Annotated in this window: 21 protein-coding genes; 10 read left to right on the top strand and 11 right to left on the bottom strand. The window is 60.2% G+C overall.

Translation table 11 applies throughout. The features are described from left to right. Nucleotides 1-338 precede the first annotated feature (338 nt). Both pstS and LMG28727_RS12895 read left to right on the top strand, forming a co-directional pair. The gene (gene pstS / locus LMG28727_RS12900; protein WP_201642887.1) at nt 339-1,373 is read left to right on the top strand and encodes a phosphate ABC transporter substrate-binding protein PstS; all 1,035 of its coding nucleotides are present in this window, start codon (nt 339-341) and stop codon (nt 1,371-1,373) included. 160 nt (nt 1,374-1,533) lie between these two features. Continuing rightward, complete coding sequence (locus tag LMG28727_RS12895) at nt 1,534-1,767, top strand: hypothetical protein (RefSeq protein WP_201642701.1); 234 nt, start codon at nt 1,534-1,536, stop codon at nt 1,765-1,767. 22 nt (nt 1,768-1,789) lie between these two features. Here LMG28727_RS12895 and LMG28727_RS12890 read toward each other — a convergent pair whose 3' ends face one another. After that, nucleotides 1,790-2,569 (bottom strand): CHAD domain-containing protein, encoded by a 780-nt coding sequence (locus LMG28727_RS12890; protein WP_201642700.1) that lies wholly within the window; start codon nt 2,567-2,569, stop codon nt 1,790-1,792. Between the two features lie 399 nt (nt 2,570-2,968). On the opposite strand from LMG28727_RS12890, the gene LMG28727_RS12885 reads away from it, so the two are divergent. Both LMG28727_RS12885 and LMG28727_RS12880 read left to right on the top strand, forming a co-directional pair. Beyond that, nucleotides 2,969-3,424 carry an NUDIX hydrolase gene (locus LMG28727_RS12885; RefSeq protein ID WP_201642699.1) on the top strand — a complete coding sequence of 152 codons (456 nt, stop codon included), beginning with the start codon at nt 2,969-2,971 and terminating at the stop codon, nt 3,422-3,424. Nucleotides 3,425-3,746: 322 nt separating this feature from the next. Then, nucleotides 3,747-4,013 carry a hypothetical protein gene (locus LMG28727_RS12880; RefSeq protein ID WP_201642698.1) on the top strand — a complete coding sequence of 89 codons (267 nt, stop codon included), beginning with the start codon at nt 3,747-3,749 and terminating at the stop codon, nt 4,011-4,013. Between the two features lie 80 nt (nt 4,014-4,093). Here the strand turns inward: LMG28727_RS12880 and LMG28727_RS12875 are convergent, their stop codons facing one another. The 3 genes from LMG28727_RS12875 to LMG28727_RS12865 are packed head-to-tail and all read right to left on the bottom strand — an operon-like array spanning nt 4,094 to nt 6,011. Next, nucleotides 4,094-4,675, bottom strand: a complete 582-nt coding sequence (locus tag LMG28727_RS12875) for a hypothetical protein (RefSeq protein WP_328810684.1) — start codon at nt 4,673-4,675, stop codon at nt 4,094-4,096. A 44-nt stretch (nt 4,676-4,719) separates the two neighbouring features. Beyond that, nucleotides 4,720-5,274 (bottom strand): phosphonate metabolism protein/1,5-bisphosphokinase (PRPP-forming) PhnN, encoded by a 555-nt coding sequence (gene phnN, locus LMG28727_RS12870; protein WP_201642697.1) that lies wholly within the window; start codon nt 5,272-5,274, stop codon nt 4,720-4,722. 2 nt (nt 5,275-5,276) lie between these two features. Further along, nucleotides 5,277-6,011 carry a DUF1045 domain-containing protein gene (locus tag LMG28727_RS12865; RefSeq protein WP_201642696.1) on the bottom strand — a complete coding sequence of 245 codons (735 nt, stop codon included), beginning with the start codon at nt 6,009-6,011 and terminating at the stop codon, nt 5,277-5,279. A 317-nt stretch (nt 6,012-6,328) separates the two neighbouring features. Here LMG28727_RS12865 and LMG28727_RS12860 point away from each other — a divergent pair, with 317 nt between their 5' ends. Beyond that, entirely contained in the window at nt 6,329-7,462 is a 1,134-nt protein-coding gene (locus tag LMG28727_RS12860) for an alpha-D-ribose 1-methylphosphonate 5-triphosphate diphosphatase (protein WP_201642695.1), read from the top strand. A 42-nt stretch (nt 7,463-7,504) separates the two neighbouring features. Here LMG28727_RS12860 and LMG28727_RS12855 read toward each other — a convergent pair whose 3' ends face one another. Together LMG28727_RS12855 and LMG28727_RS12850 are read right to left on the bottom strand one after the other, a co-directional pair. Beyond that, entirely contained in the window at nt 7,505-9,322 is a 1,818-nt protein-coding gene (locus tag LMG28727_RS12855) for a diguanylate cyclase domain-containing protein (RefSeq protein ID WP_201642694.1), read from the bottom strand. Next, nucleotides 9,322-10,476: an extracellular solute-binding protein gene (locus LMG28727_RS12850; protein WP_236591806.1), complete on the bottom strand. Its 1,155-nt coding sequence runs from the start codon at nt 10,474-10,476 to the stop codon at nt 9,322-9,324. The genes LMG28727_RS12855 and LMG28727_RS12850 overlap by 1 nt, the downstream gene beginning before the upstream one ends. A gap of 487 nt (nt 10,477-10,963) precedes the next feature. Between LMG28727_RS12850 and LMG28727_RS12845 the strand changes: the two genes are divergently transcribed. The 3 genes from LMG28727_RS12845 to LMG28727_RS12835 all read left to right on the top strand — a co-directional run bounded on the left by LMG28727_RS12845 (nt 10,964) and on the right by LMG28727_RS12835 (nt 13,706). Continuing rightward, the gene (locus LMG28727_RS12845; protein ID WP_236591798.1) at nt 10,964-11,254 is read left to right on the top strand and encodes a hypothetical protein; all 291 of its coding nucleotides are present in this window, start codon (nt 10,964-10,966) and stop codon (nt 11,252-11,254) included. 252 nt (nt 11,255-11,506) lie between these two features. Beyond that, entirely contained in the window at nt 11,507-12,289 is a 783-nt protein-coding gene (locus LMG28727_RS12840; protein ID WP_201642693.1) for an ABC transporter substrate-binding protein, read from the top strand. Between the two features lie 301 nt (nt 12,290-12,590). After that, nucleotides 12,591-13,706, top strand: a complete 1,116-nt coding sequence (locus tag LMG28727_RS12835; RefSeq protein WP_201642692.1) for a succinylglutamate desuccinylase/aspartoacylase family protein — start codon at nt 12,591-12,593, stop codon at nt 13,704-13,706. 260 nt (nt 13,707-13,966) lie between these two features. Here the strand turns inward: LMG28727_RS12835 and LMG28727_RS34775 are convergent, their stop codons facing one another. Beyond that, nucleotides 13,967-14,308: a MetQ/NlpA family ABC transporter substrate-binding protein gene (locus tag LMG28727_RS34775; protein ID WP_201642691.1), complete on the bottom strand. Its 342-nt coding sequence runs from the start codon at nt 14,306-14,308 to the stop codon at nt 13,967-13,969. Between LMG28727_RS34775 and LMG28727_RS12825 the strand changes: the two genes are divergently transcribed. Both LMG28727_RS12825 and LMG28727_RS12820 read left to right on the top strand, forming a co-directional pair. Beyond that, nucleotides 14,201-14,572 (top strand): hypothetical protein, encoded by a 372-nt coding sequence (locus LMG28727_RS12825; protein ID WP_201642896.1) that lies wholly within the window; start codon nt 14,201-14,203, stop codon nt 14,570-14,572. The genes LMG28727_RS34775 and LMG28727_RS12825 overlap by 108 nt on opposite strands. Next, on the top strand, nt 14,569-15,735 hold the full coding sequence (locus tag LMG28727_RS12820) for a porin (protein ID WP_201642690.1): 1,167 nt from the start codon (nt 14,569-14,571) through the stop codon (nt 15,733-15,735). Before LMG28727_RS12825 ends, LMG28727_RS12820 begins: the two co-directional genes overlap by 4 nt. Nucleotides 15,736-16,022: 287 nt before the next feature. Here the strand turns inward: LMG28727_RS12820 and LMG28727_RS12815 are convergent, their stop codons facing one another. The 4 genes from LMG28727_RS12815 to LMG28727_RS12800 form a co-directional block, all read right to left on the bottom strand. Next, nucleotides 16,023-16,550, bottom strand: coding sequence for a GNAT family N-acetyltransferase (locus LMG28727_RS12815; protein ID WP_201642689.1), 528 nt, complete (start codon nt 16,548-16,550; stop codon nt 16,023-16,025). A gap of 249 nt (nt 16,551-16,799) precedes the next feature. After that, on the bottom strand, nt 16,800-17,144 hold the full coding sequence (locus tag LMG28727_RS12810; protein ID WP_201642688.1) for a DUF3088 domain-containing protein: 345 nt from the start codon (nt 17,142-17,144) through the stop codon (nt 16,800-16,802). Between the two features lie 74 nt (nt 17,145-17,218). Next, nucleotides 17,219-18,259, bottom strand: coding sequence for an LLM class flavin-dependent oxidoreductase (locus tag LMG28727_RS12805; RefSeq protein ID WP_201642687.1), 1,041 nt, complete (start codon nt 18,257-18,259; stop codon nt 17,219-17,221). A 77-nt stretch (nt 18,260-18,336) separates the two neighbouring features. Continuing rightward, on the bottom strand, nt 18,337-19,272 hold the full coding sequence (locus LMG28727_RS12800) for an ABC transporter substrate-binding protein (protein WP_201642686.1): 936 nt from the start codon (nt 19,270-19,272) through the stop codon (nt 18,337-18,339). Nucleotides 19,273-19,305: the final 33 nt, after the last annotated feature.

Raw genomic sequence — 19,305 nt, 5'->3', positions numbered from 1 at the left:
CAACGCGGCGTCGTCCCGCACAATCACCTCTCAATCCGTGTGCGTAGGCGTCGCTGCGAACTCCACGCGATTACCCTGATCTTGTCACGCATTTCAATTCCCCTTCTCCTTTACCGTCCTTGAATGAAATCTGCCTGAGCGGAGAAACCCTGCTTTGAAAACGCACGCTACAGGGTCTAGTGTTCAGCAATGGGCGCACGCAAATCGGCACGTCAATTCGACCCGTAACGGCGCTGACAACGCACGACATCTGCCCGACAAACAATAGTATTTTCACGCCGCACTTCTTCGGCGAGCTTCACTTAACGAGCGTCAACAACAATTCAAGTGAGGTTTTCGTGAGACACATTCTGATACTGACAGTAGGTCTGGCCAGCACCCTATTCGCCGTCTCAGGGCACACCGCTGACATTACCGGCGCCGGGAGTACTTTTGCTGCACCCATCTACAAGCGGTGGGCAAGCGCTTATCAGGAAGCCGGCGGCGGCAAGGTGAATTACCTCAGTGTCGGCTCGACAGACGGCCTTCGGCAAATCGTTGCAAGTCTGGTGGATTTCGCCGGATCGGACGCGCCGCTCAGTGAAGCAGAACTCGCGAAAAACGGCTTATACCAGTTCCCAACCGTTATTGGCGGTGTTGTTCCAGTCGTCAACCTTCCCGGCCTCAAGTCGGGGGAAGTGACGTTAACCGGCCAGGTACTCGGCGACATCTTTCTGGGCAAAATTATTTACTGGGACGACCCGGCAATCGTCGCAATCAATCCTGGAATAAAGATGCCCAATACGCCAATTGCCGTGGTGCGGCGTCTCGATGGTTCCGGCACGACGCTTATCTGGACGCACTATCTTTCGCAGGTCAATCCGGAATGGAAAAGCAGGATCGGAGAAGGCACCACCGTACGTTGGGCTCGTGGAATAGGCGGCAAAGGCAATGAAGGGGTGGCGACCTTCGTGCAGATCCTGCCGGGTGCAATCGGCTACGTTGCATGGGACTTCACGAAGCAGAACCGCATGTCTTACCTCGCGATGAAAAATACTGCCGGCGCCACGGTCCGGCCTGGCCCGGACACATTCAAAGCGGCCGCCGCGAATGCTGACTGGTCTAAATCGCTCGTTCCGATTCTGACTAATGAGCCAGGCAAAAATGCGTGGCCGATTGTCGGGGCGACGTTTGTGTTGCTCCGAAGTTCACCCGCGCTTCCGGAGCGCAGCAGTGAAACGCTAAAGTTTTTCGATTGGGCACTCACCAACGGTCAACAGGCCGCGGAAGACCTCGACTACATTCCACTCCCCACCGCCGTCGTGGATGAAGTCCGCACACAATTACGCACTAAATTAAAAAGTTCGTCGGCCAAGGCCATTACCGCTCAGTAACACTTGCAAAGGATTGTGTGAAAAGTTGAAATAGATCCCTCCATTTGACTTGTGATTTTCCGCATTAAAAAAATAAATGGGAACTTTGACGGTTAATCGTTGACGTATGTCATTCGGTTAGGTAAGTTCCATGCCTCAAAAATTATTCAGAGCGGAGTCAATGGTCGAAGATTATGAAACAGCCAAGGGTATCGAAATTGAACTCAATGGCACCGTGTTTCGAGGTCGATATCGCGTCATGAACGGATCGGTTATCGTCTACTTCGACAATGAAATAAAGTTCGCCAGTCACGACATGAACCGGCCCGATGTGGTGGCCAAATGGCTGCTCACCGATCTCGCGCGCCGTGCCGAGTCGAAAAGAGGAAAGGCAACCGGTAACGCAAAACGATAAAAAACAGGAACGAAAAAAGGGATTAAAAGTGCGCACGCAGCATATCGTGCGCGACAATTTTCTGTAAGTTCTGCTGCTCGTCCAGATATTTAATCGCTTTTTTCAACGCATGCGGTTCGCCTAACTGGAACGCGTATTCGCGAAGCAAAGTTTCGCTGGCCACCAGATCGTTCAAATTGCCAAGGTGCTCCTGCACTTGCGCGAGTCGTTCAATCGTCACCGCATAATGATCGTCAAGCACGGGCGCGAGGAATTCCAGCGAATATCGCAGCCTTTTTCCTGCAATACGAATCTCATGAAGCTCAGCGTAGTCAGCGTCCTGATGAGAAACGACGCGTTTGACCCGCTTCTTTAGCATCGTTTCGGCCCGCTGTGCCCGCATCGTCGCGAATTCGTTCAGGCGCATCGACACGACCTGTTCGCCGATCTGATTTCGCGCAACCTGCACCGCGTGGTCGACGATCCGCTCAACGCCCGCATTCGCAATGATCCGGACACTGAACGCCAACGCGCTGCTGCGATGCCGATCGACGCGCTCAATCAGCGGCCCGAAAGAGTCGTTTGACTGCGCCGTTGACAGCAGCACACGCAGCACGTCCCAGTCCCGTGTTTTTCCCGCCGCCTCAGCTAGCGATTTGAATTCGCTGCGATGAAACCTCGCGTCCCGCTTATCGAGTAGCGGCTGAAATACCCACCACAATGTGCGCAGACGACGCAGCGCAACCCGCAGCTTGTGCAGGACTTCCGGTTCCGAACTTGAATTGAGCTCCCGCACTCTCCTGACGGCTTCGCTTGCCGCCATGAGAGAAAGCAGGTTGAAAGCGTCTGCAATCGACGTAGCAGACGTTATTGCGCACTCCGCTTTGCCGACGCGCGGTGGCTGTGACGCTTTCAGATTGTCAGCTGGAAGAGGACTCGAAGTCATTTCACCTGCTTCTATCGCGGGCGGATGAGCGCGATAACAGACGCCATCTTAAGTCAGTCAGAAAAAACAAACGCAATGCGCCGGGCGCATCAACTTCGCTCGTTGAAGGCATGCACGATTGGCATGCGAAAGCCTCGTTTCAGGGCGCGGTGCCACACCAGCGTCACATTAAAAAATCACCATCTCCGATAGATTGATATTCCGCCGACAGACTCTCGTAGTGACGATCGTTGCGGAAGCGAATTCAGCAGACGCCTCAATCATGGAAGAGACAAAGTGAAACAGCGAGCGACCGTTGTATGTCAGCTTGGCGCGAGAATCCTGATGGTAAGTAAAGAGGGCTCGCGATGGTCATTGCCGGGAGGCAAAGCATCCATCGGCGAAAGCTTGCAGGGGGCTGCGTCACGCGAATTGATGGAGGAAACCGGTCTGCGTGCGCTCAACATGCGATATCTGTTTGACTTCACGGGCGTTCGCACATGTCATCACGTTTTCGTCGCGTACATCGACGAAGATCAAATCGCGGTGCCCGATAACGAAATCACCCGTTGCCGCTGGGTCAAAGTGACGAACGTAGCACGTTATGCAACGAGTACCTGTAGTCGGGGCATTGTGGAAATTCTGTCTTTGAGCGCTCTGCACGAGCCTCAAACCGTGAGCCGCTCTCAGCAGACGCAGGCCTTTGTCCGAAACTTGCAGGCAGCCTACCCTGATTCGATTTTCAGCGGATAAAAGCGTTATCCGGCGATCAGTACGCCCGATCCGAAGCGCGTGAGCGCAGCGCGCGGCGCCCATTCCCGAAGCGATCATTCGACCATCACACTTCCCGCCAAACTCCTTCCGGCGCGGAAACAGCGCGTTATATTTTTTCGTCCTCAACGTCGCCGTACTATGCTTTTTGATTAGCGGCAGATGTTGACGAGTGAGTCTCGCGCATTTGTGACAAATACATGACAGACCTTTATGTCCATCACTTTAATGCGCTGGACACGGAGCTCACTCGCCTGCTTTCGACGCCACGCCAATCTCAACTTTTCTTTCGAGCCGCCGCGAGATGTCCGATAAAACACCACCGCAAGCGAGATCCCCTGAAGCTATCGACAAGGACTTTGCCGACCTGATGGCGTCGAAGATGCCGAGCGATGCCGCGCGCGACAAATTCGAAAGGCTCTGGGACGAGGCCAATGCAATCGCGGCGCAAACCGTTCACACAGTAGAGGGACAGCGATACATCTCGCTACTGAAACGAATGCACCAGACGTTTGAAGGCCGTTATCCCGTTGAAGGAGCGATAAACGGCCACGGAAAGCGGCGCTCGTAGAGATCGACGTGCCAATGAAGCACCTTGATGCCTCGTCGGAAGAGCACCGCCAATGACGACGGCACTCGCGATCCGCCCACTCAGGACTTCGCCGGCCGCCCGGTCTTGACCTGCTCTACTGCCGACACCGCCGCCAACAGCCGCTTCGATGACGCCGCTTCGAGCATCAGCAGACCCGCGCGCAAGAGTTCGCTTTTCTTCACAGAAACGCCTGCTTCCTGACACTTGAGCTTAAGCGCTGCAATTTTCTCGTAATCGGCTTTCGGCATCGTGAAGCTATCGCGGATAACCTTGTCTTTCTTCGCACGCTTTGCCTTGACCGCAGGGTTCGATTGAGCCGGCTTCGTGCGGATGCTTGGGCCGGACTGAGCTTTCGAGGCCTTTTTGACGGTTGCCGATTTTTTTGGCGCTTCCGTAGTGGGAGTACTTTCCACACCGGGAGTACTTTCAGCAGGGAGAGTACTTGCTACGGCTTTCTTCTTTTCAACGGGAGCTTTTTTAGCGGCAACCGCTTTAACAGGTGCCTTTTCAACAGAAACTTTCTTGGCCGCCTTGACGACTTTCTTCTTTTCTGCGGGCGCGTTGTCAGCCGCTTTGGGGAAGTGGAATGCTTTCTTCGTGGGTCCTTTGATGGTGGGTTCTTTAATGGTCGGCTCGCTCATTGTCATCTTCTGTTTATCATCGATATAAACAGTATATACAGTTTTCACTCAGCGTCGAAGCCCGGCCGGAGAAGCGCGACCAATGCGTTACCGGCCTCTTCGAGTTCGCCGGAATTGTCGATCGTCGTACAGCGAACCCCTTTGGGCAATGAAAACGGCGCACGCCGTGCGAGCCGGGCCACGACCTGTTCCGCCGACTCCCGCGCCCGCGCGCCGAGACGCGCTTCGAGAATATGCGGCGCCGCGTCGACATGCACCACTTCTGCCTGCGGATAACGCGTCAGCGCGTGCTGCACATACTGCCGCGAACCATTGACCACTACCGCGCAACCGCGCGCAAGCCAGGCATCGAGTTCAATGCCGATGCCATAGCGCAGCCCATGACTGGACCACTCCAGCGCGAACAGTCCAAGCACCGACCGCGCCGCGAACTCTTCGACGCTCAGCGCAACGTGCACTTCGCCATGACCGCTCGGCCGCGTGATGTAGCGATGCGCGAACAGCACCGCTTCGCCCATCAGGCGCTGGCGTGCGAACGCCAGCAGTGCGTCCTTGCCGGCCCCGGAAGGTCCCATCACGTAAATCAAACGACCTGTCATGGCTATTTCACCTCGCCACTCTGATCGTAGCCCTGGAACGGCACGCGTTGCCACAGCACGAACGGTTCACCCGCCGATGGTTCGACGAACAGCGCGGCGTGATCGACGATCAATGGCCCCAGCGCACGCGCTTGCAACTGCCACCACGCAACCAGTGCGGCGCGCTCGTGGGCATCGGCGAGTGAGTTAGACAGCGTCATGTGAAAACGGAATTCGTCGAACACGTACGGATAGCCCCACTCGACCAGCAACTCACGTTGACGCTCGCTAAGCGGCGCAGCGAGACGGCGCGCGAGATCGGTCGCCGAGGGCTTCGCGCGCAACGCGTCGAGCGTTTGCAACGCACTGCTTGCCACTGCGCGAATGTTTGCGTCGCCGCGCTGATCTGCGGGACGCAAGGCGACGAAATCGCCTAGCGTGGCCGCTTCCACCGGCAACGCAAATGCCCGTTGCGTAAGAGCCCATTCCCGCGTGGCTGCCAGAACGTCGTGCTGCGTCACGCCGCCGGCGGGTCGAAACGGCGCGACGAGCGTGCCATGCCACCCATATCGACGCGGCGCGCCGGTCAACTCGGTCAACGGACGTTGCAAGCCCGGCGGCTGCGGCGGCACGCCCGTTGCGCCGCTTTGCGCATCGCGGCCGAGCCACGTCGAACCGGCACGCCACCACGCCGATTCAAACGACGGCGCGTAATACACCGCGAAGCGCACGCCGTCCTTCCACGTCACATCGCTCATCAGTGAGGTCCCTCGCGCATTGCAGACCCGCTGTCGTTCGCTATCATGGTGTTCACATTCCCCAGATTCCGATTTTCACTTTACGTGTGACGTGCATTGTAGTGCGCGCGTCCAGCGATGAAAGTGAGAAACCGCGTTCGCTGCAGGCATTTGTCTAACCATCCGCCGTGCAATCCTGGAAGCGGGTGCGGCATAGCCGATCGAATAACGTAAAACGGCACTAGAATGGCGCAGTCAATCAAAGTGGTGAACCACGCCACTCATTAAAATAAAACCTGACGGGCGCACTCAAGCCCGACTCACTACGGAGCCACTCGATGTTGATCAGGAACGCCCGCCTCGTGACCCGAGACGAGGTTTTCACCGGCGTGATTCGCGTTGAAGACGGCGTGATTCGCGACGTCGAACACGGCACGACCGCCGTGCGCGAAGCGGAAGATTGGGACGGCGATTATCTGTTGCCGGGTCTGATCGAACTGCATACGGACAACCTCGAAAAACACCTCGCGCCGCGCCCCGGCGTGCAATGGAATACCGACGCCGCCTTCGTGATTCACGACGCCCAGGTAGCGGCGGCGGGCATCACCACGGTATTCGACGCGCTCGCGATCGGTTCGCGCACCAATGCCGGTTTGCGTGGCCGCGATCTGCAGATGCAATGCGCCGAATCACTGAAACGGCTTTCCGCGCGCAAGCTGCTGCGTGCCGAACACTTCCTGCATCTGCGCTGTGAAATCGCCACTGCCGACGTCGTCGACAGCTTCGATTCGCTGTGCGCGCATCCGCTGCTGCGGCTCGCTTCGGTGATGGACCATACGCCCGGTCAGCGTCAATGGCACGACCGCGAACAATGGCGCCGCTTCCAGGAACGCCATGGCAAGCTGAGCGACGAACACGTGGCGAATACGCTTGCCGAGTTGTCGATCGAACAGGAACGTTATGCCGACGCGCACCGCAGCGAGATCGTCGCGCGCTGCAAGCGGCTTGGCATTCCGCTAGCGAGCCACGACGACACGCTGATCGAGCATGTCGAACAGGCGCGGGCGGACGGCATCGTGCTCGCCGAATTCCCGACTACCCGCATTGCCGCCGAAGCCGCGCACGCGCATGGCATTTCGACCATCATGGGCGCACCGAATATCGTGCGCGGCGGTTCGCATTCCGGCAACGTGTCGGCGCTCGAACTGGCGCAAGCCGGTTTGCTCGATATTCTGTCGTCGGATTACGTGCCGTCGAGCCTGATGACCGCCGTCTTCGAACTGGTGGACAAAGCCGGCTGGAGCCTGCCGCACGCAATGGCAACGGTCTCCGCCGAACCGGCGCGCACGGCCGGCCTGCACGACCGCGGCGCAATCGAAGCGGGCTTGCGCGCCGACTTCGTGCGCGTGACGATGCTCGACGCGTTGCCGGTTCCGCGCGCGACGTATCGCGGCGGAGCGCGGATTGTTTGACGTGTTTTTCAAGCGGGTCGAGCCGGGACCGCCGTCGGCGTATCAGGCTGTGGGTTCAGCCTCACGCCCCTGCGTTAGTTCCGCGCTGGCATGGACTCGCGTGGAGCGCTCCATCTGTTCACGCAACCGCGCCTCGAGCACATCCTGGTAGCGCAAAAAGCCGCAACGTCCGCCGGATTTCGCCGCATACATCGCCGCGTCGGCGTTGAGCAGCAGTTCTTCGGCCGTGCCGCTGTCGTCGGGAAACTGGCTGATGCCGATGCTCGCGCCCACCGTCATGCTATGCCCGTCCATCAGCAGCGGTTCGTTTAACGTGTCCATGATGCGTGACGCGATACCGGGCGCCGCCTCGGCGACGCGCGGCCCTTCGATCAGCACGATGAACTCGTCGCCACCGAGTCTCGCCACCACATCCGCGGAACAGAGCACCTGCTTCAGTCGCCGCGCCACCGCCGCCAGCACCTTGTCGCCGATGGAGTGACCGAACTGGTCATTGATCTGCTTGAAGCGGTCGAGGTCGACGAACAGCACGGCCAGTCCTTCTTCGCGCCGCGACGCCTGCTCGATCGCGCTTTCGAGTTTTTCCATGAACAGCATGCGGTTCGGCAACCCGGTCAGCGTGTCGTGCGTGGCAAGGTGGACCAGTTCGCGCTGCTTGGTATGCAGCACATCCATCTGCGCCTTGATCTCCCGTCGCAGACGGTCGAAGCAGCGCGCCAGCACGCCGATCTCGTCAGTGCGCCTGAGCGGCAACGTATGCATCGCGTGTTCGGCGAACAGATGGGTCGCGGCATACGCGAGACTGTGCAGCGGCTTGGTCACTGCACGCGCCGCCAGGATAGCCAGCATCACCGACAGCAAGCTGAAAATCAGCACCATGCGGACGATGCTGTCGCCCAGCAGATGGGCGCCCGACAGCACATCCTCTAGTGGCTTGGCCAGACCCAGCACGATAAAGCGGCTGCCCTCGGAGCCGCCAAACGGCCGGCGCACGAAGGCGAGCACCTGGCCCGCCGCCTGCCTCGGCCGCGACAGACCGTTGACGAGCACTTCGCTTTGCGATTGATCGAACAGCGGCTTCGTCACGGGGAAACTGTCCTGCATCAGAACCCGCCGGCCACGGTCGAAACCGAAGGTCTTCGCCGGATCGGGATGAACCAGGAAGTCGCCCCATTCGTTGGTCAGATAGACCTGATAATCGCTCGGCAAATCGCTCTGCAGACGCTTGAGCATGCCAGCCAGATCGATATCGATCACGATCACGCCCAGCACCGTCCCGTTGGCGTCCGCCACCGGCGTGCCGAGCCGCAGCGTCGGCTTGCCCTCGGCGGCATGCGCGCCATACTCGTGGTTGACCGAAATCGGCGACGCGTAAATGCGGCCGGGCGAAAACGCCAGCGTGTCGAACACGTACGCGAACTGGCCTTTCTCCTGCAGATCGTTGCCCTGCACGCGCACGATCCCGTCCGCGTCGCGGTCGAAGCGGATCAGCTCCAGCCCGTGGTGCTGCTTCGTAATCAGGCGGATTTGCAGATATTCCGGGTGATGCACCATGAAGCTCGCGTACACCTGCGCGAGCCGTTCGCGGCCAGCATTCGTGTCGATGCCGTCGTCGGTCTTGGCAACATTGGCCGACGACGGCATGGTCGCGAGCACCAGCGCATCGCTACCCACGTCGTCGATCGATGCGGCAAAGCGCTGCCCCAGCAATTCCGTCGAAGTCAGCAGACTGTGCTCGGCCTCGTTCACCAGCATCGTGCGGTTCGCGCGGTACGCGTAGTAGCCGGTCGCGCCCGACGCGAGCACGCCGATGCACGCGAGCAGCACCGATAGCTTGAAGGTCAGGCCGGGCCGGATCATCAGAAACGCTCCGAGCGGTCGCCAGAGACGATACGGGCCCACAGGTCCTCACGCCGCTGAATATCTTCGACTGGGCCGATCCAGACAATGTGCGCGTTGCCGCTGCTTTCCGCCGGTGCCGTCAGCGTGTTGGCGAGTCCCTGCCGCTGCGTCAGCAACGCGTTCACTTTCGGATCGAGCATGTAATTGATCCACGCTAGCGCGAGCGGCTGATCGGTTGCCGCGCGCGTCATCGACCAGCAATCGAGCCACGCCAGCACGCCTTCGTCGGGAATCACATAGCCGACGTCCGCGCCTGCGCGGCGCAGCAATTCGACCTGCTGTGTGCCGTAGTTGCCGAACATCAACGCGACCTTATGCTGGATAAAAAACGCGGTCGCTTCTTCCGGCAACGTGTAATAGGTCAACAGATTCCGGCGCAGATCGACGAGTTTTTGAGCGATCACGCGCATTTGCGTGTTGTCGAGCTGAAACGGATGCGGATAGCCAAGCGCCAGTGCCGTAAAAGAGAAATTGTGCTGGGCACTGTTGAAGTCGAGCACCTTGCCGCGGTATTGCGGGTTCCACAGCTCGCGCATGGAGTGCGGCGGCACCGCAATCTGCTTGCGATCGTAAATCAGGCCCATCGACGAATAGGTGAACGGAATCGCATAGACTTTGCCGCCCGACATGAGCCCTTCAATCGACGACAGCGCGCGAAAACGCGGCAACTGGTTTTTGGTGTTCGGCAGATTGCTCAGGTCGAGCGGAGCCAGCAGATTGGCTTGTGTATAACGGCGGATTTCAGCCGTGTTGGCCGCGAGCACGTCGAACGGCGGCTCGTCTTTGGCATGCATCTGCGCCCAGAGCGCCTCGTCGGAATCGACCAGCGTGACTTCGACCTTGGCCTGGTAGCGGTCTTCAAAGACTCTTACCACGTCGGTGTCTGCATAGCCGGGCCATGCGAGCACCCGTAAGACTTTGCCCTCTGCGCTCGCGGGCAGTGACGTGGCGAGGCCGATGCAGAAAACCGCGCCGATCAGAAGCGGAAGGAATCGCGTGAAAACGCGGTGATGTCGTAAATACGCGCGTGCCAAAGCGGAAGCGGCTGCAATGTGCCGCTGAAAGAACTGTTTAGAACAGTGCATTTCGTCCGCCATCAACATCATGTGCATGTACAACACCATTTAGAAGGCCGTTTGGACGAGCACGCACGTGCGGCATTGATCCGCTAACGAAGTGCCCGATGACTTTCTTCACACTGATACGCCCGCAACGCTGAAGGAACTGCCGGCCGCGAGGAGCATCGATGATAGCGCCAAAGTAATACTTTTTTCCGATTATCCGATCTGCATCGGAAAATAATCGACCGCACGTCCGTCGCCAGATTTTCCCTGTCAACATTTAACGGCAATTTATGCGGAATCTTTAACTTCCCGCCTCGTGAATTAAACGGCGGACATCCGAAAACGGAATGAACCGCTTTAAAGTCTGACAGCCCGAAAGGAAGCTCGCGATGCCCGCTACGGATAATGCCGGCGCGCCGGCGAAACGCTGATTCAGTACGCGGCATTTAAAGAATCAGGTGTCCGTTGCCGATAACGATGGCTTACCCAACCGCCGCCGGCGGCTGACGGCAGAGCGCGGCCTGCCTGACGACGGGTGTCGACAGGTGTCGACGAGCTGGACACAAAACCGACAATGCGCGTGAGAAAAACCGAGTGGATGGGAGTGGCCGTCGTGGCCGGATCGATAGCCTGCTTCGGCAGCTGGCTGCAAGGAGAAATAAACCGCGCCGCGCTGGCGCGCGTGCAGCGCGACACGCCGGACTCGCGCAGCTACTGCACCGGCATGTCCGTGCGGGACACGCAAATGATGGACAAAGGCGAGCTCTGGTGCGGCACGGTCGACGCCGCGCACGCGGAATCGCTGGGCGCGCAGGGCAACGAATAAGCGCACCAACAACCGCTAAAAGACCGCATGCGACCATGCCGATCGCCCCACGAAGCCCGGCTTTAGAGGCGATCCTCGTGCGCCATCCGGTGTTTCACTAACTACCCAATATTTTTGACCTGATAAGCTTGCCCCGCGTTGCTGGCCTCCCCGCCGGCGGCATAACCCAAGCCCGGTCGTGAGTCGCGCCGGGCGTCCCGCAGCGGCACAACCGCACGCGGGAGTATCTGAACTACACCGAGGAGTTAAAGAGTGAAAAAACTGCTAGCGGCTTTGACGGTTGCTCTGCTTGCCACCGTCTCGATTGGCGCACACGCTAAAGATTGGTCGACGATCCGTTTTGGCGTTGATGCCAGCTACCCCCCGTTTGAGTCGAAGGGCTCGGACGGCAAGCTCGTTGGCTTCGATATCGACCTCGGCAATGAAATCTGCAAGCGCCTGGATGCCAAGTGCGTGTGGGTCGAAAACGACTTCGACGGGATGATTCCGGCCCTGAAGGCGAAGAAGTTCGACGGCGTGCTGTCGTCCATGTCGATGACGCCGCAACGCGCCGAACAGATCGCGTTCTCGGACAAACTGTTCAATACGCCGACGCGCCTCGTCACGAAGAAGGGTTCGGGCCTGCTGCCGACGGCTGATTCGCTGAAGGGCAAGACGGTTGGCGTGGAACAGGGCACGATCCAGGAAACCTACGCGAAGACTTACTGGGAACCGAAGGGCGCGAAGGTCGTGCCGTATCAGAACCAGGATCAGGTCTACGCCGACCTGCTGTCGGGCCGTCTCGATGCTTCGCTGCAGGACGCAGTGGAAGCCGAGATCGGCTTCCTGAAGACGCCGCGCGGCGCTGGCTATGACTTCGCTGGCAAGGATATCGTCGACGAGAAGATCCTCGGCAACGGCGCGGGCATCGGCATGCGCAAGGAAGACGCAGATCTGAAGGTCAAGGTCAACAAGGCCATCGCCGACATGATCAAGGACGGTACGTACAAGAAGCTCGAGAAGAAGTACTTCGACTTCGACGTGTACGGCGGCTAAGCCACTCGGGCGCGTCTCACGGCGCGCCTGCCGGCCTTGCCTGCTGCACGAACGGACGAACGGACGGGCCCCGCGATGCGGGGCCCGTTTGCGTTTGCGGCGCCGCATAAAGCCACGTAAAGCGTCATATCGGCTAAGATCGTGCGATCGTAGCGCCCCCGCACGGCGCTAGCCGCTGCACATGAAACACGGTCGCGAAGCCCACCAAAGCACCGGCCCGGAAGCCCCAGAGACGCACGCTTTTCCACTGAAATCAACGACATAGCACGGCACGCTCGCGCGCGCCGCGAATCTGACAACCATGCAAATCCAGACCCATCCGCTGATTGCCCCGACGCTCGGCACCGCCCGCAACCTGACGAGTTTTCACTACGGTTCCGGCGGCGGGCAGAAGATTTATATCCAGTCGTCACTGCATGCCGACGAGTTGCCCGGCATGCTGGTGTCGTTCGAACTGCGCCGCAAACTGGCCGCGCTGGAAGCCGCGGGCAAAGTGCGCGGCGAAGTCGTGATCGTGCCGGTGGCCAATCCGATCGGCCTGAACCAGCACTTTCTCGGCCATCTGACCGGGCGCTTCGAGACCCTCACCGCGCAGAATTTCAACCGCAATTTCCACGATCTGTCGGCGCTGGTTCAGCCGGTGATCGAGTCCCGCCTGACCGACGACATCGACGCAAACCGTACGGCGGTCCGCACGGCCATGCGCGAGGCGCTCGACGCGCAAACGCCGCATACCGAACTCGAATCGCAGCGTCTCGCGCTGCAAAAGCTGTCCTACGACGCCGACGTCGTGCTCGATCTGCATTGCGACTGGGAAGCCGCCATGCACCTGTACACGAACCCGGACCTGTGGCCGGAAGTCGAACCGCTCGCCTGCTATCTGGACGCCAAGGCGTCGCTGCTGGCGCTCAATTCGGTCGGCAATCCGTTCGACGAGATTCACAGCTTCTGCTGGTCGGATCTGCGCGGCCGTTACGGCGACCGCTTCCCGATTCCGAATGGCTCGATCTCGGTCACGATCGAACTGCGCGGCCAGCGCGAGGTGTCGTATGAGTACGCGGAAAAAGACGCTCAGGCGATCATCGAATATCTGACCTTGCGTGGCGTGATTGACGGCACGGCCGCCCCGCTGCCGCCGCTCGAATTCGCCGCCACGCCGCTCGCCGGCACCGAGCCGCTGGTCGCGCCGATCAGCGGCGTCCTCGTGTACCGCTGCGAAGTCGGCAGCTGGATTGACGCAGGTCATGAAATCGCCGATATCGTCGACCCGTTGACCGATCGCGTCGTCACGATCACGAACACGGTGGCCGGCGTGTTGTACGCGCGGCATCTGACGCGTTTTGCGACGGCTGGACTGGAATTCGCACGCATTGCAGGCGCGAAGGCATTCCGCAGCGGCTCGCTATTGAGCAATTAAGCAACTAAGGTTGCGGCCGGCATCAGGACAACCCGCCGCCCGGCAGTCTCGACGTGAAAGGCTGAACTAGCCGTTCTTCCCGGCGTCGGCAACTTAGGCAAATCGCCCGCTAGCTTCGCGGGCGATTTGCGTTTATAAGGCTCGCTTGCGTCAGATAATCACCTGGCGACGGCATCCAGCCACGCTTAAAAAAGGCCCGAATAATCGCGCCTTTGAACTGCGTGCGCGTCATATCCAGGGACTTGCGCACCTCATCGGACTTATACGCCGAGACCAATCTCTTCACCTTCGGCTGATTGCGACCCGGCACCCGCACCGCAATCAGATTCGCGTACGGCCCTTGATATCTTCAAGCGCGAGTTCGGCTGCACGTAATCGTCGAACTCGATGACCTTCACGTTGAGCCCTTCACGCGTCGCCGCCTGGGCCACGCCCGACCCGATTTGCGCATCCGGACCGCTCATCGTGCCAATGCGGACGACCTTGTCATCCGCATGAGCAAACGTTCCCGCGAACAAAATTGCAGCAAAGGCGAGCAGATTCTGGATGATCGTCCGGCGATGAATGTTTCCCTGCCAACAATTCGATTGATGAGCAGGCATCGTCGCATACCCGTTCTCTGCCAGAAAACCAATCGTTTTTCACACGCTTATATCCACGATTCAAACAAAGCTTATAAGCGAGTGGCCTTGCGCGATTTCAACTTGCAAAGCTATGTGAGTGTCGCGTCAATGCTACAGATTCAAAAAATAACAGAAGCTGTCACATACGCTTCTCTGCATTCCCTTAAATTTCGGACCATCGCTCGACCTGACCACAGAGCTCGGCGCCGCGATCGCTTAATTTTTTATTGGAGAAAGTCTTGAACAAGAAAGTATTGACCGCCGCTACGCTGGCCATCTTCGCATCGGCAGCACACGCACAAAGCAGCGTCTCGCTGTACGGGATTATCGACGCGGGCGTCAGCTACGTGAACAACTCGAAGACCGCTACGGGCGGTTCGAGCAGCCTCACCAAGTACGACGACGGCGTTGCTCAAGGCAGCCGTTGGGGCCTGCGCGGCACGGAAGACCTGGGTGGCGGCCTGAAGGCGCTGTTCGTGTTGGAAAACGGTTTCAACAGCGGCACCGGTGCAGCTGGCCAGGGCGGCTTGCTGTTCGGCCGTCAGGCATACGTGGGTCTGTCGCAGAACAACGTCGGCTCGCTGACGTTCGGTCGCCAGTACTCGTTCTCGACCGACTACCTGGGCGGCAACTACTCGACCGGTGGCAACACCGTCGCGGGTAACTACGCTTTCCACATCAACGACGTGGACCAACTGACGTCGAGCCGTATCAACAACGCGGTCAAGTTCAGCAGCGCAAACTTCTCGGGCCTGACGTTCGGCGCGTTGTACGGCTTCTCGAATCAGGCTGGCGCATTTGCAGGCGCACCGGCAACCGGCACGACCGCCGCACCGGTGGCAGGTTCGTCGCGCGCTTACAGCTTCGGCGCAAACTACGCAAACGGCCCGTTCTCGGTTGGCGCAGCGTACACGGACATCACGTACCCGTCCCAGGCAGGCACGGCGTTCTCGACGACGCTGGCGAACGTCCCCACGGGCACGATCCGCGATCTGCGCACGTTCGGTGTTGGCGGCCGTTACACGATCGCTGCTGCCACGCTGTGGGCGTTGTACACGAACACGCGCTTCGAGCCGATCACGGGCGAGTCGACGACGTTCGCTGCGTACGAAGCAGGCGCGAAGTACGCGTTCACGCCGGCTATCACGGCAGGCGCAGGTTACACGTACATGCACCTGAGCGGCGCGAATTCGGGCCACTGGAACCAGGCCGACCTGAGCGTCGACTACGCGCTGAGCAAGCGTACGGACATCTACGCACTGGGCATCTATCAGATCGCTTCGGGCAGCAACAAGGGCGCGGACGTGCAGGCTCAGATCGGTTCGAGCACGAGCTACTTCAACACGTCGGGTTCGGGTGCGGACAACCAGCTGGCATTCCGCGTCGGTATCCGTCACAAGTTCTAAGCGGGTCTTTTACGGCGGGGAGCCTTCGGGTTGCCTGCTGTAGCGAGGTTCAGAGAAACGCCCTGCGGGGCGTTTTTTCTTTTGTGCCGCTGATGGATCGTCGACTCATCCGAGTTGCGCTGCGTCGCGCTGGGATCGGTTTGCCCTGTGCGCGGCAACGGGGCCAAGGCCTGCGAGAAAGCCTCGCCCCTGCGGATGTCGCGTCATGCTGCGACATCTACAGGATCAGGATCGTCATCTATCGTGTCAGCGGCTAGTGCCATCGCGCCGCCATCGCGAACCGGCTGCTAGCCAGTCTGCTGCGTCGCCAGGATCTTCTCGAACAGGTAGCCCGGCGGCTCGTCTTCACCAAAGTCGTGCGCCGACAGCAGCGTATAGCCACTGGTCTGATAGAGCCCAATGGCCTCCGGCTGACGGGGCCCAGTACCGAGAAATACGCGCGTGTAACCCAGCCGGATCGCCTGCGCTTCCAGTTCAACGAGGATGCGGCGTGCCAACCCCTGGCGGCGATGATGCCGGCTTGCCCAGATGCGCTTGAACTCGGTGGTGCCGGGGTCGGTGTGGGGCATCAATGCGCCCCCCGCGATCGCCTGACCGTCGCGTAGCAGCAGCACGAACGCGCCATGCGGTGCCGCGAACGCCTCTGCGGGATAGCGCTGTAATTCGTTTGCGATCTCTTCCTTGTTGATCAGGCCTTCGTAGCGGCTGCTGTATTCGTAGACCAGTTCGTCGAACAGAGGACGGGCCAGCGGGTCGCTCACATGGACGTAGACGAAGCGTTCGTCGGGCACCGCTAAGGAAAATACGGCGGCCATTTACTGTCCCCTTGCCTGGGTAGGGCGACCTACGAAGCCGGCCTTGGCGGCTTCGCCTGTGGCCGCCATGCCTGTCCCAAACGCGCGAACACTATGCGCGTTGTTCGCCGCAGCGGCACATTGCCAGCCAGCGTCATGCCCGCTGGCGCCGTCGATGACAGCATCGAAGCGTATCTGTCGGGATGCGGTAGAAGCGGAGATTGCGTGTGTCATGAGGTGGTTACCTGATCGCGTGACGGACCTTCAGCTTTAGTGGACCTTCGGAAAACCGTGCCGCTCGGCCAGCAGCGCGAGGATCCGTTTGGTGTCGGTGACGAAGCGCGTATCGCCGAGGGTCTGTGCGTCGTCGGGTAGCGGATGTTCGTTGCCCAGCACGAGAACCGGCAGACCCTGATGCGCTTCGTCGAGCGCCTCGATCACGGCGGGCCTGGGCCGCGCGAACGGCACGCGCTTCACGTCCAGCCGTACCGCCCGCTCGGGCTCGCCGGCAAGCAGTCCTTCGATCGCCACGCCATGCGGACAGACAAAGCGCTCGCCCGGATGCGCGGGATCGGTGAATCCAGGTTCCAGCAATAAAAGCAGATCGCGACTCACGATGAGGTTCCTTTAATGGGTAGTGAGTGCAGGCAGATAGCCTGCGGAAAAATGTCAGCGATGCATTCGTGCCGCTAGACGGCGACCTCTTTGCGCGCGGCCTCGGGATGCCAGCCCAGTTCGGGCGCAATCCGCGCGACGAAGTCCTCGAGGATCTGCTGATAGTTTTCAAACGGCAGGTCGTACGGCAATTCGACGCGCAGTTCGTGGACCTGGCCGACCACCGGATCGGCGAGCAGTTGGCTGATGATTTCATCAGCCGTACCGACGAGATCCGGCACGAACAGCGTGCGCCGCTCGCCGTGCGCGCTCAGCGTACGGGCATGACGTCCGTCGGCAAACTCCCGATAGCGCTGACGTGTCCGCGCATCGGCGCCATCGGTCGGCACGATCACGCGGCCTAATGCAATTCGCGGCGCGCGCGGTTCATTCCAGTGCGAACGGAACAGATCGAGCTGACGTAGCTGCGCGCCGCGATAATCGTCGGTTCCCTCGCCCGTGGTGATGTTGCCGATCAGCAGGTTGAAACCCTTGCGCCCAGCCCATTCGATCGAGCGCAGCGAGCCCCCGCCATACCAGAGCCGCTCGGTCAGACCGGGCGCATAAGGCGACACGCGCGGCCTCACCCGCCCCGCCGCCGATTCGACGAAGGTGTCTTCACCGCCGAGCCACTCGTGCGCGAGATTGCGGCGCAAACGCTCGACGCGTGCATGCGAGAAATCGATCAACTCCGGATTGGCGTCGAATAGCCGTTCGCCCAGCAGGATGCCGTGCGCGGGTGCGCCCGCGCTCAGACCGATATTGAGCCGGCCATGAGACAGGATGTCGACGGTCGCCAGATCTTCGGCGAGGCGAAACGGATTCTCGTACCCCATCTGGATCACTGCTGCACCGAGGCCAATTCGCGTCGTGCGCTGACTGGCCGCAGCCAGAAACGTCGCCGCCGACGAAACCGCGCGTTCGAGATGACGCTGACGCACCCAGGCGCTGTCATAGCCGAGCGTTTCGCCAACGTGAAACAGGTCGAGCGTGCGCTCGAAACCGGCGGCCGGATCTTCGTCCGGATAATTTCCTGGCGTCAGAAACGCAATGTGGTCAATGCGCGGTGCGCCCATGTGATGCCCTTGTCGTGATGTGTTCCGGTGCGTCATTGGCGCGATTGACGCAATTGACGCGATTGGCGGCCATTCGCTCAGGCATCCTTATAGCCCGGCGGATTGGTCTCGGAGCGCTGAACCGCTTCGTCTTCGAGCCCCCAGCGAGCCAGCGCCGCCTTGTACTGGCCGCTCGCGATCAGGCCGTTGGTCGCCTCGGTCAGCGCCGCCGCGAGCCCGCTGCCCTTGCGCGACGCAACCGCCACATCAGCCTTCAGCGGCCAGCCGGCATTGACCGTGCCGACCAGGCGGATCCTGCCCTGCGTCGCGGCCTCGTACGCGAGCGGCGCGTGCGGATTGAAAATCGCGTCCGCGCGACCGGACTGCAGCGCGAGCATGGCCGAAGACTGATCGTCGAAGAACTGCAAGCCGGCCGGCTTCAGATGCTGCGCCACGTTCTGCTGATTCCATTCGAGCAGAATGCGCTCCTGGATCGTGCCCGAGCCCGTAATGATGCGTAGGCCGGCAATCTCGCCGGGCGCGCGGATCGACTGGATCGGGCTGGTGCTCGCCACATAGAACGCATGCAAGCCGAGCCGATAGGTCGTGAAGTCGAACTTCTGCTTGCGCTGCTCGGTGACGCCGACGTTGGCAATCACCGCGTCGAATTTTCCGGAGGCAAGCCCCAATGGCCAATCGGTCCAGACCACCGGCACCAGTGCCAACTTGAGACCGAGTGCATCGGCGAGCAAGCGCGCGTAGTCCGGGTCCGAACCGACGATGGTGCGCGCGTCGGTGGCATAGGTCGCGAGCGGCGCGGCAAACGGCGCGACGGCGACCGTCAATGCGCCCGGCGTCACGAGACGGTAGCCACGCGCGAGACGCTGCGCGGCAGGATCTGCGGATGCGTTGAGCTGCCCGCGTTGTTCCGGGCTGAAATCGAAGGCTCGGGTGTCCGCAAACGCCAGTCTGTTCCAGCCCAGCGAAGCAACCGCGACCCCGGCAAGTCCCGTTAGAAATTGTCGTCGCGTCATGATCGGTCGTGAAGAGTCTCGTTAGCAGGCTCG

The sequence above is a fragment of the Paraburkholderia metrosideri genome (assembly GCF_904848625.1).
Classification (GTDB): Bacteria; Pseudomonadota; Gammaproteobacteria; order Burkholderiales; family Burkholderiaceae; genus Paraburkholderia; species Paraburkholderia metrosideri.
This window is presented reverse-complemented; position numbering and strand designations above follow the sequence as displayed.